Source organism: Paraburkholderia sp. BR10923, from assembly GCF_040948765.1.
Classification (GTDB): domain Bacteria; phylum Pseudomonadota; class Gammaproteobacteria; order Burkholderiales; family Burkholderiaceae; genus Paraburkholderia; species Paraburkholderia youngii.
Genome location: NZ_JBFPKO010000005.1, coordinates 229,462 through 253,339 on the forward strand (window position 1 = coordinate 229,462; position 23,878 = coordinate 253,339).

Consider the following 23,878-nt stretch of genomic DNA (forward strand, 5'->3'; position numbering starts at 1 on the left):
AGGGTCCTTGCGCGTTAGTTCTGCGGCGTCAGCGTGGCATCGAGCGCGTGCCGCACGGCGGCCGCGCTGCCGTTGCGCCAGCGCGCCAGCACGTGGCCGTCGGGGCGGATCAGATAGACGGTGCCGGGCTGTGCGTCGAGCATGTCGTGCAGGCGGCCGGTTGGATCGATCGCTGAAGGACCGTTCGCCGATTGCGCATCGGCCGTGACGATATTGATCAGGTTGAACGGAATGCCCTGGCTGGCTAGCATGCTTTGCAGTTGCTGCCACGACTCAGCGTCGTTCGCGTGGTCTGCGTCGAAGCACAGCGCCGTGAAGCACGGTCCGAGCAGGTCGGTTAGGTGAATGCCGAGCCGTGCGCCATCCTGCGATTGTTTCAGCAGCCTGCACTCGGGCAGCACGGTGCCCGGCGCGGGGCCGCGATCGAATGCATCGGCCTTGTCGCCCACGAAGTTCAGCGGCGATTGCCGATACGCGATCGCATGCGTCTGGCGCGGATTGATCAGCGGCCGCACCGCCGCATGCCGTTCGGCGAGTCCGAGCACGGCCGTGCGCAGCAGATCGAACGCGAAGGTCGGCGGCGCCATGAATTCGGTGCTTTTCATGCCGTAGCTCAGATTCTCGCGCGCCGCGTACACACGTTCGTCGCTATAGCTATCGAGCAGCGCTGGCGACGCGCTCCCGTTGATCACGCAGCCGAGCTTCCAGCCGAGATTGTCGGCGTCGTCGATGCCGGAGTTCGCGCCGCGCACGCCGAAGATCGGCACCAGATGCGCGGCGTCGCCCGCGAACAGCACGTTGCCGTGCCGATAGCGTTCGAGCGTCAGCGCATTGGCCTTGTAGATCGTGATCCAGATCGGCGACCACGCGCCGGTTTCGCCCATCGAGTCGAGCAGGTTTTGCACGCGCGGCATCACGTTCTCGGGCAGCACGGCGGCGTCGGGGTCTTCGTCGTCGCGCAACTGATAGTCGATACGCCACACGTTGTCGGGCTGCTTGTGCACCAGCACCGTCGAACCAGGATTCGACGGCGGATCGAAATAAGCGAGCCGTTCTGTCGCGCGCGTGCTGTCGAGTTCGATATCGACGATCACGTAGCGGCCTTCGTAGGTCGTGCCGGTAAGCTTAAGCCCGAGCAGGTCGCGGATCGTGCTGCGTCCGCCGTCGCAGGCGACGACCCACGCGGCGTCCATCTGCCAGCTCGCGCGTTGCGAATCGGCAGATTCGGCGCTGCGCAGCGTCAAGGTCGCGCCGCCTTGCGGCCGTTGCGCGAGGCCCGTCACACGCGTTTGCCAACGCACGTCGATCAGATCGGCGTGCCGTTCGATCTCGTCGAGCAGCAGTTGCTCGATCTGATACTGCGCGATATTGATCATCGGCGGCAGCGACTGCTCGTCGTCCTGATGCATCGCGAAGCGGAACACCTCGGTGTCGCGATAGAAGCTGCGCCCGCCGGTCCACGCCAGCCCCTTTTGCAGAAACCCCTCGACGACGCCGAGCCGCTTGAAGATTTCGAGGCTGCGTCGCGAGATGCAGATCGCGCGGCTGCCGGTGCAGACGCTGTCGTCGGCCTCGATCAGCACCGAGCGCACCCCCTGGCGCGCGAGCGCAATCGCGAGCGTCATGCCGACCGGACCGCCGCCGACGATCGCGACGGCGCGCGTTTGTGGATCGCGTCCGTCGACGAGCGGCGGCAGCGCGGCCGGATAACGGCGCGGCGCGAACGGATAGGGTTTGAACGGACGGGTCATGCGTGTCTCCGGTTTGCTTGCGTTATCGGCGCAGTATGCGGCAGCGTGCGTGCGCGGCTGTCCGCATTTTGGGTACGACGCCGCGACGCGAGTTGACCCCGTCCAGGCTTGTGTCAGTGGGCCTCCAGGAATTCGACGATCAGGCCTGCGATTTCCTGCGGTCGTATCGTTGATGCGCGTATGGTTTTCGAAGCCGTTGAGCTTCAACGTACTCAGGATATTGAAGCCGAGTTCTCCCAGCACGGATTCAAGGCAAGCCTCGACGGACCATGAGAATGGGATTCGAGCGAGGCTTAACGTAAGCCCTGAGCGGGGCGGTGCGCGCTAGCCACAGCCGCAGATGGATGCTTGAAGCAAAAATCCTGGTTTTTCGACCTGGCCTGCTTCGGGCCAGCAGCCTCAGCCCGCGCTGGCCGCCTGCGATTGCTGCCGCATGGGCTGCCCGCTCGTCGCCGCGTGACAAGCCTGGATCATCGCGCGGAACGTCGGCGACGCATGCAGCTCGCCGCCCGCATCGAGTTCGGCGCTGTCGTCCGGCGCGTCGCCGACGCCGACCACCAGCGTCGCGCGTGGCCGCCATTCGCGCGTGCGCCGCAGCATATTGCGCAGATACGGCGGCGACTCGGGCGCGTCGAGCGACACGATGCAGATGATCGAGGTGTCCTTGAAGCTCGGCTCATCGGCGCGCGCGCTGCGATAGCCGGAGTGCGTCGCCATCAGCGGCGCGAAGCCCTGGCGGTTCAGCAGTTGCACGGCGATGGCCGTCGTCACTTCGTCGAATGCGCCGCGGCCGGGCACGCACAACACCGCCGCCTTGCCCGCTTCGTCCGCCTGTGGCGAGCGCGACAGCGGATCGCTGCCGTAGCGCTCCGAAGCACCCGCGCCCGGCGACGCCAGCTCCGGCGCCCCCGCGAGCAGCGCGTTACCCGCATCAGCCGATTCGGCAGGCGACAGCGTATCGCGCAGCCCGTCGGCGATTTCGAGGTTCTCGACGATATCGGCGAGCGCGTCGTTGATCCGTTGCAACTGCCCGGGCATCAGCACGCCGCGCTGCGCGTCGTTGCGCGCGAGCCGCAGGCCTTCGAGCGCGACCTTGTCGTAGTAGTCGATCAGCGACATCTCGCGCAGCAGCCGTTCGGCCTGCACGATCGCCTCGTGCGGATCGTCGGCGAGCAGGCGCTGATAGAAGTTCTGCGCGGGCGTCAGCGCGGGCTGATCGCCGAGCAGCACGGTCAGGAAGTTCAAGCGGTCCGCGTAGCGCCCGAGCGTGACGACGCACAGCGTGAGCGGCGTCGACAGCACGAGGCCGATCGGCCCCCACAGCCAGCTCCAGAAAATCGCCGCGACCACCACCGCGAGCGGCGACAGGCCCGAGCGATGACCGTACAGCAGCGGCTCGGCGATCTGCCCGGCGACCACGTCGACGACGATGAACAGGATCAGCGTGAGGACCGCCATCGTCCATTGCGGCTGGATCGCGGCCGCGAGAAATACCGCGAGGATCGCGGCGATCCAGATGCCGATGTACGGTACGAAGCGCAGCAAAGCGGCGATCACGCCGAACAGCAGCGCGCCCGGTACGCCGATGATCGCGAGCCCGATCGCGATGATGCCGCCCGCGCTCAGATTCACGCCGAGCTGCGCGACGAAATAGCGTGACAGGCGCCCGGCGGCGTCGTTGATCGCGGTAGTCGTGCGGTGCAGGTCGCGCGAGCCGAACAGGCTGATCAAACGGTCGCGCAAATCCTCGCGTTGCAGCAGGATGAAGATCGTCACGACGAGCACGATGAAGGTCGTCTCGATCGGCGCGATGGCCGGCGTCAGCGCGCGCTGCGCGAGCTGCACCGGCGTCGGCGCGGGCTCGTGCACCTCGACCTGTTGCGGCACCTGCGGCGCGTTGCGCGCGGCGCGGCCGGTCGGGCGCGGCGGCGCGGGACGCGACGGCGCCATGCGCTGCAACGCGCTGGCAGCGCTGCTCATCAGCGAATCGGCGCGGCCCACGGTCTTTTCCTGCACGGTTTCGATCTTCTGCTCGATCGCTTCCTGGTACTGCGGCAGGGCGTTCGCGAGCTGCACGAGCTGCGCGCCGATCAGCGCGCCTATCGCGAGCAGCGACGCGAGAGCGAACAGCACCGCGATGAAGATGGACGGCAATTGGCCCATGTGCAGACGCCGCAGCATCTGCACGAGCGGCGCGAGCAGGAAGCTCAGCAGCACCGACAACGTGATCGGAATCAGCACCTCCCGCCCGAAGTACAGCGCGCACACGACCACCACGCCGGTGATTAGCGACACGAGGCCATGCAGGCCCGGCGTGCCCGGCGGATAAACGCGGTTGGGGCGCCCATGCGGCGGCGGTAGCGATATTTTCATGTAAACACAATTCCGGTTGGGACGCGTTGACGACCGAGCGGAGCACTGGTCGTCCGCAAGACATATGCCCGAATTGTAGGCGGTTTGGTGGGAGCAGGGCTCGGGCGCGGCTGCGCGGCGGGTCGCTCGATGAGCTCGAATCGTCAGCCTACATGCACCCGCAATATCTCCAGCAACTGCGAACTCACATACAGCAGCAAGCCGATAAATCCGCCGACGATCGTCCCATTGATGCGGATGTACTGCAGATCTTTGCCGATATTCATCTCGACCTGCCGTGACATCTCATGCGCGTCCCAGTTCTTCACGGTATCGCTGATATGGCGCGTCAGGAACTGCGCAAAGTCCGGCGCCATCGCGCGCGCGGCTTCTTCGAGGTGATCGTTCAGCGATTGCCGCAGCGCTGGATCGCGCGCGAGTTCGCGGCCGACCCACGCGCCCATCGCGGCGACACGCGCATGCAGTGCCGAGTCGGTGCTTTGCAGATCGCGCTTGAGCCACGCGCGCAGTTCGCCCCACATGTCCTTCACGTAGCTGCTGAAAGCCTCGCCTTCGACCAGATAGCGCTTCAGCGCTTCGCCCTGTTGCAGAAAAACCGGATCGGTCTTCAGCCGCACGATCAGCTTCTGCACCACCCGGTCGAACCTGTCGCGCAGCTCGTGCGTGGGGTTCTCGGCGATCTGTTCGAGCATACGGTTCGCGGCGCTCGCGATCGCTTCGGCGCCCTTGTCGCCGATCCACGCCGACGGCAGAAACTTCTCCATCGTCGGATACTCGCTTTTCACCCAATCGACGATGCGCGCGGCAATGAACTCGCGCGCCGGCGCTTCGCGCAGCACCGCGATCACCTGATCGATCGCGGTGTCGAGCAGTTCCTGATGACGGCCGTCGCGCGTCAGCGTGTCGAGGATCGCGCCGAGCGATTGCGACAGATCGACCTTCGCGAGCACGTCGCGCAAGCCGTCCTTGATGAAGTTCTGGATGCGCGCGTCGTCGGCCACCTCGAGGATGCCGCCGGTGAGGCGCACCACGTAGTCGCCGAGGCGCTCGGTGTTGGCCGATTCGCTGAGCCACGCGGTGATGGTCTGCGCCGGATCGTGCCGGCGGATCAGACCGACCAGCGACGGCACGTCGAGAAACTTGTCCTGCACGAAGTGCGCGAGGTTGTCGGCGATCTTGTGCTTGTTGCGCGGGATGATCGCGGTGTGCGCGGACACGACCGGAATCGGTACGCGGCGAAACAGCGCCGCGACCGCGAACCAGTCGGCGAGCGCGCCGATCATCGCGGCCTCGGCGACGGCCTTGAGGCCGTCGACCCACAGGCCGCGCGGCAGGAACGCGGTGACGACGAAAACGCAGGCGGCCGCAAGCAGCAGCAGTAAAGGCGTGCGCTTGGCCTTCTTCAGTTCGGTGGTCTTGTCCATCGGGCGCGGTTGATCGTGTCGGGCGGCGGGCGGCTGAAAGGTGGCGCGGCAGCCGGTTCGGTTGCAATGATGCGGTACGGCCCGCGCACGCGTCCAGCCTGGATGCGCGCGCGCAATACGCGCCGGGGCTTCGGCAAGGTAACATTCGCGGTTGGGCTCGTCGTCGTGCCGTACGCAAGACGACGCAACGCAATCGCAATGGAGGCACAGTGATCAGGTTTCTGCACACCGCGGATTGGCAGATCGGCACGCAGTTCGGTCAGTTCGAAGCGGACGAGGCCGCGCATCTCGCTCAAGCGCGCTTCGACACGGTGCGCCGCATCGCCGAAGAAGCGGCCGCGCGCAACGTCGACGCGGTGCTCGTCGCGGGCGACGTGTTCGATCTGCAGACGGTGTCGGACACCGTGATCCGGCGTTTGTTCGCCGCGCTGCAAGCGTTTTCCGGAACGTGGATCATGCTGCCGGGCAATCACGATGCGGCGCTGGTCGAAAGCGTGTGGACTCGCGCGCAGCGGCTCAATTGCGTGCCGCCGAACGTGCGCGTCGTGCTCGAAACCGGCGTCGTGCTGCTCGACGCGTGCCGTTGCGCGCTGCTGTGCGCGCCGCTCACGCAGCGCATCACCTACGACGACACCACCGCATTCTTCGATTCCACCGGGACGCCGCCCGGCTATCACCGCGTGGGGCTCGCGCATGGCAGCGTCGGCGGCATCCTGCAGGAGGGCATCGATTCGTCGAACCCGATCGCGCCGACGCGCGCCGTGAGCGCGCGGCTCGACTATCTGGCGCTCGGCGACTGGCACGGCCATCTGCGTGTCGACGAACGCACGTGGTACGCGGGCACACACGAACAGGACCGCTTCCGCGCGAACGAGCCGGGCTTCGTGCTCGACGTCACGATTAGCGAGCCGGGCGCGATGCCGCAGGTCGACGCGGTGCGAGTCGGGCAATACCGCTGGCATCGCTGGGACGAGACGATTTCGGTGCCGACCGACATCGATGCACTGAAAGCCCGCCTCGCCGAACTCGGCGCGAATGACGTGCTGCGCATCGAGGTCGGCGGCACCGCGGCGCTCGCCGATGCCGAGGCGCTGCATGTCGCGGTCGAAGAGGCTCGCGCGTGCGTGCGCGCGTTGCGGGCCGATCTGAGCAGCCTGCACGTGCTGCCCACCGCCGACGATCTCGCCGAACTCGGCGCGCAAAGCGGCTATCTCGCGAAGGTGGTCGCGCGGCTGCGCGGCTTGCAGGAAGACGCGCAGGCCGATCCGCAACAGGCGCGGCGCGCGGCCGAAGCGTTGCTGCTGCTGGCGCGCTTTCAGCGCGAACAGTGGCACCGCGATTCCCATGCCGCACCACCCGCGCAGGCGCGCGATCGGCAACCCGAAGCGCCGCGTGAAGGAGCCTGCGCATGAAGCTGCAACGTATCGCGATTCAGGAATTCAGGCAGTTCGGCGGGCAGATCGTGATCGACGATCTGCAGCCCGGTCTCAACCTGTTCGTCGGCCCGAACGAGGCCGGCAAAAGCACGATTGCCGAAGCGGTGCGCACGGTGTTCCTCGAACGCTACAAGGCCTCGCATCTGAAGGACTTGTTGCCGTGGGGGCTCGCGAACGGGCAGCCGTCGGTCGAGGTCAGCTTCGAACTCGATGGTGTCGCGTGCCGTCTGTCGAAACAGTTCGTGTCGCGTCAGCGCTGCGAGCTGAGAATCGGCCAGGCCGTGTATAGCGAGGACGAAGCCGAAGACAAGCTCGCCGCGCTGCTCGGCTTCTCGCGCGCGGCGCGCGGTCCGATGAAAGCCGAGAACGCCGGCGTGCCGGGTCTGTTGTGGGTGCAGCAAGGCGGCACGCAGGAGATGCGCGATTCGACCGGGCACGCGGCGCAGTATCTGCGCGACGCGCTCACGCAACTTTCGGGCGGCCGCGAAGCGGGCGGCGAGGACGCGCTGATCGCGGCCGTGCAGCGCGAGCTGCGGCAACTGCTGACCGCGCGCACGCAGAAATCGACCGGGCCGCTTGCCGAGGCGGAGCAGAAGCTCGCCACGCTGATCGCGAGCCGCGACGAGCTGCGACAGCAGCGCCAGCAGTTCGACGACAACATCGCGCGCCTCGCCTCGCAACAGCAGGCATTCGACGACGCCGAGCGCCGGCGTCCGTGGGAGCTTCACGAGCAGAAGGCCGCGCTCGCGCAGCAACGTGCCGCGGCGGTCGAACAACTCGAACGCGGTCTCGAAGGGCTCGCGCAGTCGCTGAAGATCGGCGAGGCGGAACTCGCGTTGTCAGTGCAGCAGGAGCAGGGTGCGCTCGAACTGGAGGCGGCCATCGCGCGCGAACGCGAGCAGCTCGACGCGGCGCGCGCCGAAGTCGCGGCTGCGCAAACCGCGCATGCGCAGGCGCAAAGCCGCGTGGCGCAATTCGAGCAGGCAGCCGCCGAGGCGAACCGCGCGCTCGAACTCGCGAACGCGGCCGTGACCGCCGCCGACCTGCGCAGCCAGGTCGATTTCTATCGGGCCGAGAGCCAGCGGCTCGAAGCGTCGATCGGTGAGGCGGACAAGGCGAACGCGGCGGTGCTGCAGGCCGCGCGCGACGCGGCGGCGCTCGAACTCGACGACGCGCAGTTCAAGCGCCTCGTCACGCTCGACAGCGAATTGACCGTGCTGCGCGCGCGGACCGAAGCGGCGATGACGCGCATCGAGTACAGCTTGAACGGCGAGTTACGCGTCGGCGCTGAGACGATCAGCGGCACAGGCGTGCTGCGTGTCGACGAAGAAAAACGCATCGGCCTCGGCGAGCTCGGCGAATTGCGCGTGATTCCGGGCGTGTCCGATCTGTCCGCGCGGTTGTCGGAGTTGGCGTCGCTCGAGGCGAAACACGCGCAGTTGCTGCTGACGCTCGGCGTCGCGTCGGTGGGCGATGCGCAGGCGCGTCACGAGCAATGGAAAACGCTGGTCGCGCAACAGAAGAGCCAGACCGGGATACTCGCGGTCCATGCGCCGCAAGGCATCGATGCGTTGCGCGCGGCGCTGGCATCGACGGCTGCGCGCTTGCAGGCGTCGCGCGAGCGCCTTGCCGGTCTGCCCGACGTGTCGGCGGCGCCGCCGCTCGACGACGCGCGCCGCAATGCCAACATCGCGCGCGACGCGTTGGAGGCCGCGCGCAAGGTGCTCGCGCAGGCGGCGGGCGCGCAATCCACCGGCGTCGCGAAGGCCGATTCGCTCACGGCGCAGCTGCAGCGTAAAGAAGCGCAGCTGAACGACGAAGCGTTCCGACGCAACCGCGCACAGTGGCAGGCGCATATCGTCGAGCAGCGCGTGAAGGTCGATGTGCTGAAGAACCAGCGCGGCGAGCGCGAGCGCGAACTCGATGCGGCGCGTCTGGACGATCCCGTGGCGGAGGCGAAGCGCTACCGCGCATCGGCGGAACTCGCGCGCAATGAGCAGCACGAGCGTCAACTGCGGATCGCGGAGCTGCGTAGCCAGCTCGAAACGATGGGCGCATCGGGTCTCGGCGAACGGCTTGCCGTGCTCGAAGCGCAGGTCGAGCAGGCCACGCGCCGCAAGGACGAACTGAGCCTGCGCGCGAGCGCGCTGAGTCTGCTCGACGAAGTGCTGGTCGACGAACGCGACGCCGCGCTCGCGCAACTGCGCGCGCCGTTGACCGAGCGGCTCGGTCATTACCTGAAGCGGATTTTTCCGCAGTCGAGCCTCGCGCTCGGCGACGATCTGATTCCGGCGATGCTCGATCGCGACGGCCGCGCGGAACTGCTCGACGCGCTGAGCTTCGGTACGCGCGAACAGCTCGGCATCCTGACGCGACTCGCGTACGCGGACCTGTTGCAGGCCTCAGGCCGGCCGACGCTGCTGATGCTCGACGATGCCGCGGTCCACACCGATGCCGCGCGCCGCGACGCACTCAAACGCGTATTGATCGACGCGGCGACGCGGCATCAGATTCTGGTGTTCACGTGTCATCCGGAGTTGTGGGACGACCTGGGCGTCAGGCAGCGGGCGGTGCAGGATCTGAAGGTGGCATGAGCGGAGCGGGCTGGCACCACCCGGTACGGCCCGCTTACTCGTACCACCGCGGCGTGTACACCCACTGCGCGCCGTTGTCGCCGCAAGCGAATTTTCTCGTCAGCGACGACCCGACGATCACCATCGTACGCATATCCACGTCGGCCGAGCGCAGCTCGCCGAGCGGCAGCGTGCGCAGCGTGCCACCGGGCCGGCCGATGTCGCGCCCGAGCACCACCTGGGTCGATGGCGCGCGATATTCCCGCACGATATCGAGCGCCTTGTCGAGCTGCCACGGACGCGCGCGCGAAATCGGGTTATAGAAGGCCATCACCAGATCGGCTTGCGCCGCATGGCGCAGGCGGGTTTCGATGATCGTCCACGGCTTCAGGTTGTCCGACAGCGACAGCATGCAGAAGTCGTGGCCGAGCGGGGCGCCGGCCTGCGCGGCGGTCGCGAGCGCGGCCGACACGCCCGGCACGACCGATAGTTCGACGGCGGCCCATGCGTCGTTGCGCGAAGCTTCGAGCGCTTCGAGCACGGCGGCCGCCATCGCGAACACGCCGGGGTCGCCCGAGGACACCATCACGACCGAGCGGCCTTCGCTCGCCAGCTCGAACGCGTGCCGCGCGCGCTGCAATTCCTCGCGATTGTCGGTGCCGTGCACACGCTGATCGGCGCGCAGCGGGCCAGCCATTTTCACGTAGGTGTCGTAGCCGAGGATGTCGGTCGCTTCGTTCAACGCGGTGCGCGCGGCCGGGACCATCAGTTCGGCACAACCGGGGCCGAGGCCGATCACGGTCAGACGGCCGCGCGGGCGGCCGAGCGTCGCCGGGTCGATGGCGAGTGAGGAGAGGGCGAGCGCGACGTTCGGGTATGCGTCGTCGTGCAGCGTTTCGTGGGGGACGCGTAGCGCGGTATGCAGCAAGCGTGCGGCGCTCGATTCGCCCGGTTCGACGCTGGCATCGGCGAAACGTAGCGGCACATCGAGAAGCCGGGCCGCTTGCGCGAGCGCCGGGTCGGCCATGCTCGGCGACGGCGCGAGCAAGGCCGCGAGCGAAAGCATCGCGAGACCGTGCGCGCTCAGTGCCGCGCGCACGCGTGCGACGATCGCATCGGCGCAGCCGGCATCGTCGCTGACGACAGCCGCCACTACGCTGCGCGGATGAATCACGAGCTCGTCTTCGCGCCCATCCCACGCGCGCGGCGTCACGCGAATCGCGAGACGCGCCGAGTCCGAGCGCGGCAGTTGCGCGTCGTCGAGCCACGGGGCGTCGCCTTCGATGCGCGTGCTTTCGCCCGCCAGCAGATCCGACACGAAGCGCTTGCCCTGGCCGAGATCGGCGAGCGCATAGCCATCGGGTGGATTGAGCACGCAGGTGCCGAAGCGTAGTTCGCCACTCGTCGTGATCGCGGGCTGCACGGCCAGCGCGGCAGCGATGTCGCGCGCCATCAGGTTGACGCCCGCGAGGCCGCCGAGCAGCGGCACGACCGCGCTGCCGTCCTCGGCAACCGCGAGCACCGGCGGCTCGGCGCCTTTGTTCGACAGCAGCGGCGCGAGGCAGCGAATCACGATGCCGGCCGCGCACAGCGCGACGATCGGCGTGCCGCGCGCATACAGCTCGCGCAGATGCGCGCCGAGTTCGCTGTACGACACGTCGGCCTCGACGCGGCCTTGCAGCGCGTGGACCTGACATGCCGCAGCAACGCCGGCCGCGGCATGCGCGCCACGTTCGACATACAGCGCCTGAATCCGCCGCGCCGTCGCGAGTGCGCCCGTGCCGAGAATCACGATCGCGGGCGCGTTCATCCTTGCCATTTCTGCCCCGGCACAACCAGCAGCGAGAAATATGGCGATGCCATCGGATCGACTTCGGCGAGCGGCACGATGCGCTGATTGCGCATCGTCGCGCGTTCGACGTACAGCGCGCGCTGCGCGAGTCCAAGTTCGTCGAGCACGCGCCGCACCTTGTCGAAATTGCGGCCGAGTTTCATGATGACCGCCGCGTCGGCATCGGCCAGACGGCGGCGCAATTCGTCTTCGGGCAACACCCCCGACAGCACCGACAAGCTCTGGTTGCGATACACGAGCGGCGCGCCGAGCACCGCCGCGCCGCCGAGCATCGAGCACACGCCGGGCACTACCTCGCTGTCGTAGCGCGCCGCGAGCCGGTCGTGCAAATACATGTACGAGCCGTAGAAAAACGGATCGCCTTCGCAGACCACGGCGACGTCGCGGCCCGCGTCGAGATGGCCGGCGACGACTTCGGCGGCGGTGTCGTAGAAGTCCGCGATGATCGCTTCGTACGACAGCGGCGGTTCGAGCGCTTCGGTCGTGACCGGATAGACGAGCGGCAGATGCTGCTGCGCGTCGTGCAAATGCGCCTCGATGATGCCGAACGCGTTGCCCTTCTTGCCCTTCGCGACGAAATATGCGACCACGGGCGCCGCTTTCAGCAGCCGCAGCGCTTTCAACGTCAGCAACTCCGGGTCGCCGGGACCGACACCGATGCCGTATAGCCGTCCGCGGCTCGTTATCTGGCTCGTCATTTATTCGACCTCCGTCGCAAGCGCGTTGACCGCGGCGGCGGCCATCGCGCTGCCGCCGCGCCGTCCGTGCACGACCACGTACGGCACGCCGCGGCTGTTCTCCGCGAGTGCCGCTTTCGATTCCGCCGCGCCGACGAAGCCGACCGGAAAGCCGAGGATCAGCGCGGGCTTCGGCGCGCCGGCATCGAGCATGTCGAGCAGATGAAACAGCGCGGTCGGCGCATTGCCGATCACGACGACGCTGCCTGCAAGATGCGGGCGCCACAATTCGAGCGCGGCGGCCGAGCGCGTATTGCCGATCTCGCGCGCCATCGCTGGCACGTTCGGGTGCGTCAGCGTGCAGATCACTTCGTTGTTCGCGGCGAGCCGCGCGCGCGTAATGCCTTGCGCGACCATGCCCGCGTCGCACAGGATCGGCGCGCCTTGCGCGAGCGCGCGGCGGCCCGCGCTGCCGGCGCCGGCGGAGAACGCGAGGTCGTCGATCAGGTCGACCATGCCGCACGCGTGGATCACGCGCACCGCGAGTTTTTCGAGGTCGGCGGGGATGCGCGCGAGGTCGGCTTCGGCGCGGATCGTCGCGAACGATTGGCGATAGATCTCCTGACCGTCGCGAATGTAATCAAGCATGTGGAGTACTCCGGGCGAGGCGCGCGAGCAGCGCGGCGGCCTCGTCGATCGTCAGTTGGGGCGCGACGCATTGGCCGAAACCGGGGCGGTCGTCGCGTCGATAAAGGTCGTAGCGGCCGGGCGCGGCGGCGAGCAGCGTGTACGGCGCGCGATGCGCGGCCGCGCACGAGCGCGGGCAGCCGGTCAGATGCACGTCGACGCCTGCGGGTAAGCGTTCGGCGAGTTGCAGCGCGTCGGTCTTGGTGTCGGCGAGGCCCTTCGCGCAGCCGGCCGAACCGGCGCAGGCGATCACATGCGTGATGGCCTGCGCGGGATCGCAGGCGAGGCCGAGTGCGCTCAGCTTCGCGAGCACGGCGGGCACGGCGTTCGTCGCGATGTCCGGCAGCAGCACGCTTTGCCACGGCGTTGCGTGCAGCATGCCGTTGCCGTGTCGTTGCGCGAGCGCGGCAAGGCCGCGCAGCGTGGCCGCGTCGATTCGGCCGAGCGGTGGCTGGCCGCCGACGTGCCACATGCCGTCGCCGCGCTGTGCGTGCGCGCCAAGCCGCAGCGATGCGTCGGCGGGAATGTGGCGTTGCCAGCGGCGCAGCGATGCGTCGCGCGCGAGCGGGAAATCGACGTAACGTTGCGCGTGTCGCAGCAGCGCATCGGCGGAGTGCGTGGCGAGCAGGTCGCGCATGCGGGTCGCGTCGGCGGCGGCGAGGTCGAGGAACGTGTGCAGCAACGCGCGCACGAGCGCGGGCACGCGCGACGGCGGGACGGCCGCGAGGGCGCCCGTGCCGTCGGCATCGGGATGGCCGCCGGCGTTCGCGTTATTGCCTGTCGAGCCGGGGCACCCCGCGAGGCCGAACACGAAGCGCACGCCTTGGTCCTCAGCCGAGGCGGCGAGCCACACGTCATGCGGATGATCGACTCGCGCGAGTCGTTCGCCGCCGTCGAGCAGCAGCGCGAATTTCGGCGACAACGCGGCGAAACGCGCATCGCTTTGCAGCAGCGTGAGCAGCTCCGCGCACAGCGGCGTCGTGTCGATCAGCGCGTGCGGATCGCGGCCGGCGGCGGGGCTGATCATCACGTTGCGGACGTCGTCGGCGTAACTGAGCGCGGTGGGGACGGTGGTGTGAGGGTCGTTCGCGGTGGACGGTCCAAGCCCCGCGCCAATCAGCGCCGCGCTCAAGGCAGCTTCGTGTCCGCTACGCACGCCGCGCAGTTGCAGATTCGCGCGATTGGTCAACTCGGCGACGCCGTTCGCGTGCCGTGTGCTCGCATCGGCGATCGCGTGTGCCTGCGCCGCGCTCAGCACGCCGCCGGGCAGTTTGATGCGGCAGATGCCGCCGTCGCGCGCGGGGACGATGCGCAATAACCCCGGACATGCCGAGGACCGCGGTGGCGTGACCGCGTGGGACGAAACGGTGGGAGGCGAAGCTCGATTCAATGGGGCACCGGGTTTAGCGTCGCGCGACGGCATGGTGGCGGCCTCGCTGCATGCTGCCCGATGAGGGCCGGCGTGAACCATGCGGCCGAAAAGCGCTTCGGGCTGACCGTGGGCAATGAAAGCGGCCATTATATCTTTACGCAATGGCCGCAGCGCCTGTTTGCCGGCCATCGCACGATGCCGCCGATCGCGGCGCACGGCGCCGTGCCGCGGACCCGCGGGCCACATGGCGGCGGTATCATGCGGACTTTCGCAACCCGCGGTCCGAGCCTGCGCGCAGCCGCATGCATGACGCGGCGCGGTGCAATCGCTCAAAAATCGACGCAACTGATGAGGATGGATGCATGCCGGCATGGCTGACCGTAGTGGGCATTGGCGACGACGGCTTCGCCGGTTTGGGGCGGCCCGCGCGGCGTGCGTTGCTGGGCGCGTCGGTCGTGTACGGCGGCAAGCGCCATCTGGCGATGCTGCCCGCGCGGCTCGCCGCGCGCCGTGCCGCATGGCCGCGTCCGTTCGACCTCGCGCCGTTGCTCGCCGAGCGTCCGCATGCGGTGTGCGTGCTCGCGAGCGGCGACCCGATGCTGTTCGGCGTCGGCGCGACGCTCGCGCGGCAGTTGCCGGCCGGCGAATTGCGCGTGCTGCCCGCGCCGTCGTCGCTGTCGCTCGCGGCCGCGCGGCTCGGCTGGCCGTTGCAGGATGTCGCGACCGTGTCGCTGGTGGGCCGGCCGCTTGCCGCGCTGAATGTGCATCTGCATGACGGCGCGCGTCTGTTCGTGCTGAGCGCGGACGGGCGCACGCCTGCGGCGCTGGCGGCCTCGCTCGATGCGCGCGGCTTCGGTGCGACTCACATGACGGTACTCGAACATCTGGGCGGCGAACGCGAACGGCGCGTCGATAGCCGCGCCGATCAATGGCCGGGCGGCGAGATGGCCGCGCTCAATCTGATCGCGCTCGACTGCCGCGCGTCCGCGCAAGCGCGGCGTCTGCCGCTGACCTGCGGCCTGCCCGACGACGCCTTTATCCACGACGGCCAGTTGTCCAAGCGCGACGTGCGCGCCATCACGCTCGCGCGCCTCGCGCCCGCGCCCGGTGAGTTGCTGTGGGACGTCGGCGCGGGCAGCGGTTCGATCGGTATCGAATGGATGCGCGCGCATCCCACCTGTCGTGCGATCGCGATCGAAGCGAATGACGCGCGGCAGCGCTTCATCGAACAGAATCGCGATGCTCTGGGCGTGCCCGGTCTGCAACTCGTGGCCGGCCGCGCGCCGGACGCGTTGCGCGGGCTGCCCGCGCCGCATGCGGTGTTCATCGGCGGTGGGGTGACGGTGCCGGACATGCTCGACACCTGCTGGGCGCAATTGCGCGATGGCGGCCGGCTCGTCGCGAACGCGGTCACCCTGCAAGGCGAGGCGGTGCTCGCCGCGTGGCGCGAGCAGCATGGCGGCACGCTGACACGCATCGCGCTCGCGCACGCGCAACCGCTGGGCGGCTTCGATACATGGCGCCAGGCGTTGCCGATCACGCTGCTCGACGTGACCAAACCCGCCAAACCGTCAGCCGATTCGTGATGCGCGACGAAACCCCCGAACAGCCGGCGCCGCTGCGCAGCGGCTATACGACCGGCAGCTGCGCGACCGCAACGTCGCTGGCGGCCGCGCGTCTGCTGCTGGCGGGCGAGGTCAGCGAGGTCGCCGAGATCGTGTTGCCGAAGGGCCAGCATGTGCCGATGCGGCTCACGTTCTGCCGTCTCGCGGAGCTGGACGGCGAGCGGATCGCCGAAGCCGGCACGATCAAGGATGCCGGCGACGATCCCGACGTGACGCATGGCGCGCTCTTGTTCGCGCGCGTTCGCCTCGTGCCCGAGCCCGGTGTGATTTTTCGCGCGGGGCCGGGCGTCGGCACGGTCACGCGCGCGGGGCTCACGCTGGCGGTCGGCGAACCGGCGATCAATCCGGTCCCGCGCCAGATGATCACGCAGCACCTCGACGAACTCGCCGCGCACCACGCGTATCACGGCGGCTTCGAAGTGACGATCTGCGTGGAAAACGGCGAGGCGCTCGCGCTCAAAACGATGAACCCGCGGCTCGGCATCGTCGGCGGACTGTCGATACTCGGCACGACCGGCATCGTGCGGCCGTTTTCGTGTTCCGCGTATATCGCGTCGATTCATCAGGGCATCGACGTTGCGCGCGCGAACGGCTACATGCACGTGGCCGCTTGCACCGGCAACGCGAGCGAGGACGCGATGCGCGCGCACTACGGCCTGCCCGATATCGCGCTGATCGAAATGGGCGACTTCGTCGGCGCGGTGCTCAAGCATGTGAAGCGCGCGCCGGTCGAGCGTCTGAGCATTTGCGGCGGCTTCGGCAAGCTCAGCAAGCTCGCGGCCGGCCATCTCGATCTGCATAGCCGCAACTCCAGCATCGATCTCGAACAACTCGCCGGCTGGGCCGCCGAGCATGGCGCCGACGCCGAGCTGCAAGCGGCGATGCGCGCGGCCAACACGAGCCAGCAGGCGCTCGCGCTCGCGCACGCGCAACAGGTGCCGCTCGGCGATATCGTTTGTCAGCACGCGTTGGCCGTTGCACGCGGTATCGTGCCGCCGCAGGTCAGCGTCGAAATCTTCGCGATCGACCGGCAGGGCAAGTTCGTCGGAGTCGCCCGATGACCCGCATCCTGCTGCTCGGCGGCACCGGCGATGCGCTGAAGATTGCGCGCCAACTCAGTCGCGCGCATGTGTACAGTCTCGCGGGGCTCGGCAAGGTGCCCGACGACCTGAAGTGCGCGGTGCGCGTCGGCGGCTTCGGCGGCAGTGAGGGGCTGGCGCGTTACCTCGCAAGCGAAGCGATCGGCCTCGTGATCGACGCGACGCATCCGTACGCGGCGCGGATCAGCGCGAATGCCGTAGAGGCGTGTCGTATCGCGAAGGTGCCGTGCTGGGCGCTGAGGCGTCCGGCGTGGCAGCCGCAAGCCGGCGACGACTGGCGCATGGTCGATGACTGGAACGAACTGATCGACGCGCTCGCGCCTTTCAGACGGCCGCTTTTCACGCTCGGACGCGAACCGCTCGCGCATCTCGACGAGATTCCGCCGTATCAATTCTGGACCGTGCGCGTGCTCGATTCGCATCCGGACACCGCGCGCTCGCGCATCCTCGCGGCGCGCGGACCGTTCACGCTCGACGGCGAACGCGCGCTGTTCGCGCTGCAGGCGTTCGACGTCGTCGTCAGCAAGAACAGCGGCGGCGGCGCGACCGAGGCCAAGCTCGACGTTGCGCGCGAACGCGGCTTGCCGGTGATCATGCTCCGACGGCCGGTGTTGCCCGACGTCGATCGCGAGTTTGGCAGCGTTGCCGATCTTCTCGATGCGTTGCCCGCGCAGGTGGATTCGGCTTCGGCTTCGGATCAGTGAGCAAATAACTGGAGTACTGAATGACAGTGTTTTTTATCGGCGCGGGTCCGGGCGACCCGGAACTGATCACGGTGAAAGGGCAGCGTCTCGTGCGCAGTTGTCCGGTGATCCTGTATGCGGGGTCGCTGGTGCCGGCGGCGGTGCTCGAAGGTCATAGCGCCGAACAGGTCGTCAACACCGCGGAACTCGATCTCGACCAGATCGTCGCGCTGCTCGCGGCGGCACACGCGAAGGGCCAGCATGTCGCGCGCGTGCATTCGGGCGATCCGTCGCTGTACGGTGCGATCGGCGAGCAGATCCGCCGCTTGCGCGAGTTGGACATTCCTTACGAAATCGTACCCGGCGTGACCGCGACGGCCGCATGCGCGGCGGCGCTCGGCTGCGAGCTGACGCTGCCCGGCGTGTCGCAAACGCTGATCCTCACGCGCTACGCGAGCAAAACGTCGATGCCCGAAGGCGAGCAGTTGGCCGATATCGCGCGGCATCGCGCGACGCTGGCGATTCACCTCGGCGTGCGGCATCTCGCGCGCATCGTCGATGAATTGCGGCCGCATTACGGCGGCGCGTGTCCGATCGCGGTGATCTATCGTGCGAGCTGGCCCGACGAGGAAAAGATCATCGGCACGCTCGATGATATCGTCGCGAAAGTGCAGGGCAGCGCGATCGAGCGCACCGCGCTGATTCTGGTCGGGCAGGTGCTGGCCGCCGAAGGTTTCGCCGATTCGACGCTGTATGGGAGCGGCAGTTGACGGTGCCGTGACAGCCTCTTGGGTGCCGGAAAGCGGCGTGGCTTGTCGATCATAATGTGACGCAGCGCGCGAGCGTGGCCTTCCGTTTCCTGGCAAAACGCGAAAACGCGAAAGCGCGAAAATCCGCAAGTTCTGCACCGCCACGCGGCGTGCAGACCGCTATCGTGGCGCCATGATGAAGCCCAACACCGAACGTGATTACCGTCGACGGATCGCTCGCGTGGTCGAGGCCATCCTGGTCGAGCCCGGCGCGCGACACACGCTCGACAGCCTCGCGGCCGTCGCGCATATGTCGCCATACCACTTCCACCGGATTTATCGCGCGTTGATGGGCGAGAGCGTCGTCGATACCGTCAAGCGTCTGCGGCTCGCCGAGGCGGCGCAGCGGCTGACCGACGCCGCGCAAGTCACGGCGGTCGCGCACGACGCTGGCTACGACAGCCCCCAGGCGTTCGCGCGTGCGTTTCGCGATTTCGCCGGTGTATCGCCGAGCGAGTTCAGGACCCGGCAGCGGCATCTGGTGGGGAATCCGGCGGCTTCGGCGGCTTTGGCGGCTTTGGCGCGGACGCGGCGAACGGCGCATGCGCGCATCGCGCGGCATGGCGAAGGCGATCGCATAGGCGTTGACGGCTGCAGCGACGAATACGCTGAAAACCAAAGCACGCCCGCATTACCATCCGTCGAAGTCATCGAGATCGCGCCGCTCGACGTGCTACGCCTTCGCCATGACGGCCCGGTCGCGACGATCGGCCAGACCTTCCAGACGCTGATGACGACGTTGCGCTGCGACGAGAACCCGGTGTTGCAACAGCGCGTCGGCATCTGCGCGCGCGATGCGTCGATGGCTGGCGGGCTTTGCTACCACGCGGGAGTCGTCGCGGGGTCGCCGGCGGCGTTCAGCGATGCGATGCGGCGGCTCGACGATGCCGCGCAACGCTCGCGTGTTGCGGGGCCGCCACCGGGCATCGAGCCGCTGCGGCTCGAAGGCGGGCTGTACGCGGTGCACCGCCTCGTCGGTCCTTATGCGCTGATCTCGCCGACTTTCAGGGCACTGTACAGCGGCTGGCTGCCCCGCAGCGGCTACCGGCGCGATCAGCGGCCGGGGCTCGAACTGTATCGAAGCGCGCCCGATCGCGGCGCGCTGGACCCCTGCATTACCGATCTGCTGATCCCCATTCGCGAGGACTAACCATGATGCGTCGAAGCTGTGCCGCGCTGTCGAGCGCGGTGGTGGTGTCGTTGAGCGTGGCATTGTCGGGGGCGCTGGGCGGCGCGATGTGGGCTGCGTCGCCGGCGCATGCCGACGCGCGAACCGCATCCGCCGACTGGCATGTCGGCGAGACGAGCCGCGTGTTTCATCCCGACGTGGCCCGCAACTGGCGCGGCGCGCAAACGCAGGCGCTGATCACGCGCATCTGGTATCCGGCCGATGCGACGCAGGCCGAGACGCCCCACGATATCGGCGCGCCCGGCCATCCGATGTTCGTCGGCCACGCCGCCGCCGACGATGCGCCGCTGTCCACCGCGCAACGCAAATACCCGTTGCTGCTGCTGTCGCATGGCACCGGCGGCAGCGCGGACAGTCTCGACTGGCTCGCGGCATCGCTGGCCGCGCAGGGCTATATCGTCGCGGGCGTCAATCATCCGGGCAACAACGCGCTGGAGCCGCGCACGCGCGACGGGTTCATCCTCTGGTGGGAGCGCGCGACCGACTTGAGCGAAGTGCTCGACGGCGTGCTCGCGGACCCGCGTTTCGGTCCGCGCATCGACACGACGCGGATCGGCGCGCTCGGCTTTTCGCTCGGCGGCTACACGGTGCTCGAAGTCGCGGGCGCACGTACCGATCGCGCGGCGTTCGAGCGTTTTTGCACGTCGCCCGAAGCCGATGCGATCTGCTCGCCGCCCGAAGCCGCGAGTCTCGCGCACGCGCCGGACGCGCCGGTGTTGACGGTCGACGGGCTATCGGCCGAAACGAATGCATCGCGCGCGCGTTCGGGCGACTCGTATCGTGATCCGCGCGTCAAGGCGGCGTTCGCGATCGCGCCCGCGCTCGGCGAGGCGTTCAACGGTTCGTCGTTCAAGGAAGTGACGATTCCGGTCGCGCTGCTCGCGGGCGAGGCGGACACGACGGCGCCCGTCAACACCAATATTCACCGCATCGCGGGCTTCATGCCGCAAGCGACGGTGACGATGGTGCCGGGCGCCTCGCACTACACCTTCATGGATGTGTGCGAGCCCGAGCTGATGGAGCGTCTGGCGCCGATCTGCAAGGACGGGCCGGGCGTCGATCGCGCCGCGATTCATGCGCGAACCGCGGCACAGGTACGTGATTTCTTCGCGGCGACGCTGCCGGCGCGCGGGCGTGAAGATTGAGTATTGCGGGACATGAAGGGCGTAGTATCGGTATGTTGAGTGCGTCGACGGCCCGGAGGAGGCCTTACTGCGGCGCATCGGCGCGGCCGCGCATGACGGCCGCTCAGGTGTATGCACCTTGCGCAGAATGCGTGCTCGCGCCAGGGCAGCCGGCCAGCCGGCCGGTTTGGGCATGAGCGTTGCGTATTCGGATTTCCCTTTGACACACGGAGGACAATCATGAGGATCGAATTCACCGGACGGCGGGAAGTGGTGGCTGCTGCGCGCGTCGCCTACGAGGCCAATGTGGACGGGAAGGACGTATGGTGCAGCGTGTCGCTCGACGCGCTCAATGACCATTTCGGCAACGGCAGCCTCGGCAACGGCGCCCCGTCGGCTCACGATCTGGTGGGAACGTTCGAGGCGAACCGCGCCCGCATTGAAAATGCTACGCGGCGGGTGCTCGAACGCAACGGGGGACGGTCCGTGGAACTCGAAACGCGCGACTTCGATTGAGCGGCCCGCTTGCGCGTATCGGGTCAACTGATTCGCGCCGCGGTGGAAAGGACTCTTCCACCGCGGCGACTATATCCGCGACGCCGGCGCGGCTACAGTATCGACGCACACATTGCTTCATGCGTGTGAGCGAGAGAGTTGGACCCGGCTGCCGGCAGCCGGGTCTTTTTTTATGGGCGCGTCCAGGCACACCATTATTTCGCTGGCAATTCGACGCTGGAGCGTCCGACGATTAGCACGGTGATTCGCGCGACGAGTGAAAGGCTGCGGTATAGTCGCGGCAAACTTTAAATCCGTCTCTTCGATTCTCTGGAGAAAATCGTGCAGGAAATCATCGAAGGTCTGATCCGCTTTCAACGCGAGGTCTTTCCACAGCAAAGCGCGCTCTTCAAGCGTTTATCGACCGCGCAGAATCCCAGCACGCTCTTCGTGACCTGTTCGGACAGCCGCGTGGTGCCGGAACTGCTGACGCAGACCGAGCCGGGGTCGCTGTTCGTGATCCGCAACGCGGGCAACATCGTGCCGTCGTACGGCCCGGAGCCAGGCGGCGTGTCGGCAACCGTCGAATATGCGATCGCCGTGCTCGGCGTGACCGACATCGTGATCTGCGGCCATTCGAACTGCGGCGCGATGACGGCGATCTCGTCCTGCACGAACCTGGAGCACATGCCGGCGGTCGCGAGCTGGCTGCGTCACGCGGATGCGGCGAAAGCGATCAACGCGTCGCGTCACTATTGCTCGGATGCGGAGCGTCTCGCGGCGCTGGTCAAGGACAACGTGATCGCGCAGCTGGCCAATATCCGTACGCATCCGTCGGTGGCGGTCGGACTCGTGAACAAGACGCTGCGGCTGCATGGCTGGATCTTCGATATCGAAAGCGGCGAAATGCTCGCGCTCGATGGGAATACCGGTAACTTTTTGTCGCTTACAGAAAATCCGGAAATTTATGCGGGTTGACGCGGCATTTAAAACGGGTTTTTGCTTTGAGAAATCAACAGCCCGAGCTTGCTGAAAGCCTTGCCTAAAAAGAACGCGGCGCAGCGGATTTTCCGGTGCGCCGCGTTGTTTTTTGAGGGTTGACCGGCGCTGCTCGGCTCATCGGGCCTGTTCTTTGCCGGGTTGCCGTATATGCCGCTCGGTGAGGCGGTCGCGATCGTCTATTCGGAGACCTTGCTCGTGATCGTGCTGGCGCCGCTGCTGTTGCATGAAACGCTGAAGCCGCGCGACGCGCTGGCCGCGGCGGTCGGTTTCGCCGGCATGCTGCTGGTGGTGCGTCCCGACGGCTCGCATTCGAGCTGGCTCGGCCCGGCGCTGCTGATTGCGAGTGCGTCGTGCGGTGCGCTGTCGATCATCCAGATCAAACGCATCAAGGCGAGCGACGCTTCGGGCACCACCGTGCTGTACTTCACGCTGGTTGGCACCGCGGTGATGGGTGTATCGCTGATCTTCGCGTGGCGCACCCCGTCGTTCGATGCGCTCGCGATCATGGCGCTGCTCGGCGCGCTCGCGACGGCGGGACAGTTGCTGATGACGATGGCGTTCCGCGATGCCGACGCCGGCGCGCTCGCGCCGTACAACTACACGAGCATCGTGTGAGCCGCGCTATTCGGCTACCTGGTGTGGGGCGAGACGATTGGCGGGATATCGATGCTGGGTATCGCGTTGATCGTTGGCAGTTCGGTTGCTGTCGCGATGCGCCGCAAGACCGAGGAAGGGCCGCTCGTTTAAGCCCTCTTGGGACTCCGATCAAAGGGCTCGTTTGCACAGAAGAATACCCGTCGGTTTCGGACACACCCACGACCAGATCCGCCGATTCGTCAGTTGTTGGGTCTAAAAAGGAAAACACTGTCCTTCGGATCGCCGACACTTTGACCAATGGGTCGTCGATCTGTCGAATGGGGAGCGTGCCTTGTACAGCGAACCGAGAATGATCGTGTTGACGGGCCTCGTCTTCGGCGCGGTGACGATTGGGGCCTACGTGTCGCAGTTGGACAACGACTGGTCGTCCGGCCGGGACGTGAGCCTCGTCGCCGATGGCGAACGGGGTGTCGGCGCGACGGGCGCGGCGGCGACGCGGCACCATGCGCTGCGCGACGACGTGACTGCGCTGCGGTCTCAGCCGGCCGCGTCGATCGGAGCGCAGGCGGGCGACGCACTGGCCATCGCGGCGCTACAGTACGCGCGGGAGTCGAACAAGCCGCAACCGCAGGTGCAACCGCAGCCGCAGCCGACGAATCTGCCGCCACAGCCCGCGGCCACTTCGAACCGGACCCAGGCGCCGCCCGCGGCAAAGACCGTGCGCGCACACCATAGCCGGATTGCATCGGGCACCACCACGAAACCGCATTCAGCGCAAAGCGCTGTGACGACATCGGGTACTCATGCACGGGGCAGCAGCTACCGAAAAAGTTCTACTGCCGAGCGCTCCGGCAAGAAAGCGGCTGGCGTGATGCTAGACGCACGGCCGTCGCCGCCACATGCAACGCAAGGCGTCGAATCGGCGTGGTCGATGCCGCGCGCGGGGCAGAGCAGCGAGGCCGCGACTCAAGCGGTTGCCAACAGCGGCCCCAAAACCCGCGCCGAGGTAGAGGCCGAACTCGTGCGCGCGAGAGAGAACGGCACGATGCCCGCGTTCGGCAGACCCGCACCGTCGGGACCTGGAGCGCACTGAAGCAGGGCGCCGCGCC

General features: G+C 67.6%; 18 protein-coding genes and 1 pseudogene. 12 read left to right on the top strand and 7 right to left on the bottom strand.

Annotated elements, in window-relative coordinates; translation table 11 throughout:
* Nucleotides 1-14: 14 nt before the first annotated feature.
* The 3 genes from AB3X94_RS11855 to AB3X94_RS11865 all read right to left on the bottom strand — a co-directional run bounded on the left by AB3X94_RS11855 (nucleotide 15) and on the right by AB3X94_RS11865 (nucleotide 5,548).
* Entirely contained in the window at nucleotides 15-1,751 is a 1,737-nt protein-coding gene (locus AB3X94_RS11855) for an FAD-dependent oxidoreductase (RefSeq protein ID WP_368611609.1), read from the bottom strand.
* 399 nt (nucleotides 1,752-2,150) lie between these two features.
* A complete protein-coding gene (locus AB3X94_RS11860; protein WP_368589950.1) occupies nucleotides 2,151-4,124 on the bottom strand; it encodes an AI-2E family transporter in 1,974 nt (657 codons plus the stop codon).
* Nucleotides 4,125-4,267: 143 nt separating this feature from the next.
* Nucleotides 4,268-5,548: a DUF445 domain-containing protein gene (locus AB3X94_RS11865; RefSeq protein WP_368611610.1), complete on the bottom strand. Its 1,281-nt coding sequence runs from the start codon at nucleotides 5,546-5,548 to the stop codon at nucleotides 4,268-4,270.
* Nucleotides 5,549-5,757: 209 nt separating this feature from the next.
* Between AB3X94_RS11865 and AB3X94_RS11870 the strand changes: the two genes are divergently transcribed.
* Both AB3X94_RS11870 and AB3X94_RS11875 read left to right on the top strand, forming a co-directional pair.
* On the top strand, nucleotides 5,758-6,960 hold the full coding sequence (locus AB3X94_RS11870) for an exonuclease SbcCD subunit D (RefSeq protein ID WP_368611611.1): 1,203 nt from the start codon (nucleotides 5,758-5,760) through the stop codon (nucleotides 6,958-6,960).
* Nucleotides 6,957-9,578 (top strand): AAA family ATPase, encoded by a 2,622-nt coding sequence (locus tag AB3X94_RS11875; protein WP_368611612.1) that lies wholly within the window; start codon nucleotides 6,957-6,959, stop codon nucleotides 9,576-9,578. Before AB3X94_RS11870 ends, AB3X94_RS11875 begins: the two co-directional genes overlap by 4 nt.
* Nucleotides 9,579-9,612: 34 nt before the next feature.
* Here the strand turns inward: AB3X94_RS11875 and cobJ are convergent, their stop codons facing one another.
* From cobJ to cobG, 4 genes are read right to left on the bottom strand one after another with little or no spacing between them, the layout of a single operon-like run.
* Nucleotides 9,613-11,367, bottom strand: coding sequence for a precorrin-3B C(17)-methyltransferase (cobJ, locus tag AB3X94_RS11880; RefSeq protein WP_368611708.1), 1,755 nt, complete (start codon nucleotides 11,365-11,367; stop codon nucleotides 9,613-9,615).
* Nucleotides 11,364-12,095 carry a precorrin-2 C(20)-methyltransferase gene (locus AB3X94_RS11885; protein WP_026229202.1) on the bottom strand — a complete coding sequence of 244 codons (732 nt, stop codon included), beginning with the start codon at nucleotides 12,093-12,095 and terminating at the stop codon, nucleotides 11,364-11,366. The genes cobJ and AB3X94_RS11885 overlap by 4 nt, the downstream gene beginning before the upstream one ends.
* 12 nt (nucleotides 12,096-12,107) lie before the next feature.
* Nucleotides 12,108-12,734, bottom strand: a complete 627-nt coding sequence (locus AB3X94_RS11890) for a precorrin-8X methylmutase (RefSeq protein WP_368611613.1) — start codon at nucleotides 12,732-12,734, stop codon at nucleotides 12,108-12,110.
* Complete coding sequence (cobG, locus tag AB3X94_RS11895; protein WP_368611614.1) at nucleotides 12,727-14,196, bottom strand: precorrin-3B synthase; 1,470 nt, start codon at nucleotides 14,194-14,196, stop codon at nucleotides 12,727-12,729. Before cobG ends, AB3X94_RS11890 begins: the two co-directional genes overlap by 8 nt.
* A gap of 311 nt (nucleotides 14,197-14,507) precedes the next feature.
* On the opposite strand from cobG, the gene cbiE reads away from it, so the two are divergent.
* The 10 genes and pseudogenes from cbiE (at nucleotide 14,508) to AB3X94_RS11945 (ending at nucleotide 23,862) form a co-directional block, all read left to right on the top strand.
* A complete protein-coding gene (gene cbiE / locus AB3X94_RS11900; RefSeq protein ID WP_368611615.1) occupies nucleotides 14,508-15,731 on the top strand; it encodes a precorrin-6y C5,15-methyltransferase (decarboxylating) subunit CbiE in 1,224 nt (407 codons plus the stop codon).
* A complete protein-coding gene (locus tag AB3X94_RS11905; RefSeq protein WP_368611616.1) occupies nucleotides 15,731-16,831 on the top strand; it encodes a cobalt-precorrin-5B (C(1))-methyltransferase in 1,101 nt (366 codons plus the stop codon). The genes cbiE and AB3X94_RS11905 overlap by 1 nt, the downstream gene beginning before the upstream one ends.
* Nucleotides 16,828-17,574: a cobalt-precorrin-6A reductase gene (locus AB3X94_RS11910; RefSeq protein ID WP_368611617.1), complete on the top strand. Its 747-nt coding sequence runs from the start codon at nucleotides 16,828-16,830 to the stop codon at nucleotides 17,572-17,574. The genes AB3X94_RS11905 and AB3X94_RS11910 overlap by 4 nt, the downstream gene beginning before the upstream one ends.
* Before the next feature lie 20 nt (nucleotides 17,575-17,594).
* Nucleotides 17,595-18,323, top strand: a complete 729-nt coding sequence (cobM, locus tag AB3X94_RS11915) for a precorrin-4 C(11)-methyltransferase (protein WP_368611618.1) — start codon at nucleotides 17,595-17,597, stop codon at nucleotides 18,321-18,323.
* Nucleotides 18,324-18,495: 172 nt separating this feature from the next.
* Entirely contained in the window at nucleotides 18,496-19,512 is a 1,017-nt protein-coding gene (locus tag AB3X94_RS11920) for a GyrI-like domain-containing protein (RefSeq protein WP_368611619.1), read from the top strand.
* A 2-nt stretch (nucleotides 19,513-19,514) separates the two neighbouring features.
* Complete coding sequence (locus tag AB3X94_RS11925; RefSeq protein WP_368611620.1) at nucleotides 19,515-20,696, top strand: alpha/beta hydrolase family protein; 1,182 nt, start codon at nucleotides 19,515-19,517, stop codon at nucleotides 20,694-20,696.
* 219 nt (nucleotides 20,697-20,915) lie between these two features.
* The gene (locus AB3X94_RS11930) at nucleotides 20,916-21,191 is read left to right on the top strand and encodes a DUF1488 domain-containing protein (RefSeq protein ID WP_013091756.1); all 276 of its coding nucleotides are present in this window, start codon (nucleotides 20,916-20,918) and stop codon (nucleotides 21,189-21,191) included.
* Between the two features lie 321 nt (nucleotides 21,192-21,512).
* The gene (locus tag AB3X94_RS11935) at nucleotides 21,513-22,148 is read left to right on the top strand and encodes a carbonic anhydrase (protein ID WP_176123793.1); all 636 of its coding nucleotides are present in this window, start codon (nucleotides 21,513-21,515) and stop codon (nucleotides 22,146-22,148) included.
* A 129-nt stretch (nucleotides 22,149-22,277) separates the two neighbouring features.
* Nucleotides 22,278-22,919: pseudogene (locus tag AB3X94_RS11940) on the top strand (DMT family transporter); the annotation flags it as partial.
* 181 nt (nucleotides 22,920-23,100) lie between these two features.
* Nucleotides 23,101-23,862 (top strand): DUF4148 domain-containing protein, encoded by a 762-nt coding sequence (locus AB3X94_RS11945; protein WP_368611621.1) that lies wholly within the window; start codon nucleotides 23,101-23,103, stop codon nucleotides 23,860-23,862.
* Nucleotides 23,863-23,878 lie beyond the last annotated feature (16 nt).

What these genes read in the sequence shown, in the direction of transcription:
- AB3X94_RS11855 (WP_368611609.1), bottom strand. Translation starts at nt 1,751, where the DNA reads ATGACCCGTCCGTTCAAACCCTATCCGTTCGCGCCGCGCCGTTATCCG.
- cbiE (WP_368611615.1), top strand. Translation starts at nt 14,508, where the DNA reads ATGCCGGCATGGCTGACCGTAGTGGGCATTGGCGACGACGGCTTCGCC.
- AB3X94_RS11860 (WP_368589950.1), bottom strand. Translation starts at nt 4,124, where the DNA reads ATGAAAATATCGCTACCGCCGCCGCATGGGCGCCCCAACCGCGTTTAT.
- AB3X94_RS11925 (WP_368611620.1), top strand. Translation starts at nt 19,515, where the DNA reads ATGATGCGTCGAAGCTGTGCCGCGCTGTCGAGCGCGGTGGTGGTGTCG.
- AB3X94_RS11865 (WP_368611610.1), bottom strand. Translation starts at nt 5,548, where the DNA reads ATGGACAAGACCACCGAACTGAAGAAGGCCAAGCGCACGCCTTTACTG.
- AB3X94_RS11930 (WP_013091756.1), top strand. Translation starts at nt 20,916, where the DNA reads ATGAGGATCGAATTCACCGGACGGCGGGAAGTGGTGGCTGCTGCGCGC.
- AB3X94_RS11910 (WP_368611617.1), top strand. Translation starts at nt 16,828, where the DNA reads ATGACCCGCATCCTGCTGCTCGGCGGCACCGGCGATGCGCTGAAGATT.
- cobM (WP_368611618.1), top strand. Translation starts at nt 17,595, where the DNA reads ATGACAGTGTTTTTTATCGGCGCGGGTCCGGGCGACCCGGAACTGATC.
- cobJ (WP_368611708.1), bottom strand. Translation starts at nt 11,367, where the DNA reads ATGAACGCGCCCGCGATCGTGATTCTCGGCACGGGCGCACTCGCGACG.
- AB3X94_RS11890 (WP_368611613.1), bottom strand. Translation starts at nt 12,734, where the DNA reads ATGCTTGATTACATTCGCGACGGTCAGGAGATCTATCGCCAATCGTTC.
- AB3X94_RS11905 (WP_368611616.1), top strand. Translation starts at nt 15,731, where the DNA reads ATGCGCGACGAAACCCCCGAACAGCCGGCGCCGCTGCGCAGCGGCTAT.
- AB3X94_RS11920 (WP_368611619.1), top strand. Translation starts at nt 18,496, where the DNA reads ATGATGAAGCCCAACACCGAACGTGATTACCGTCGACGGATCGCTCGC.
- AB3X94_RS11875 (WP_368611612.1), top strand. Translation starts at nt 6,957, where the DNA reads ATGAAGCTGCAACGTATCGCGATTCAGGAATTCAGGCAGTTCGGCGGG.
- cobG (WP_368611614.1), bottom strand. Translation starts at nt 14,196, where the DNA reads ATGCCGTCGCGCGACGCTAAACCCGGTGCCCCATTGAATCGAGCTTCG.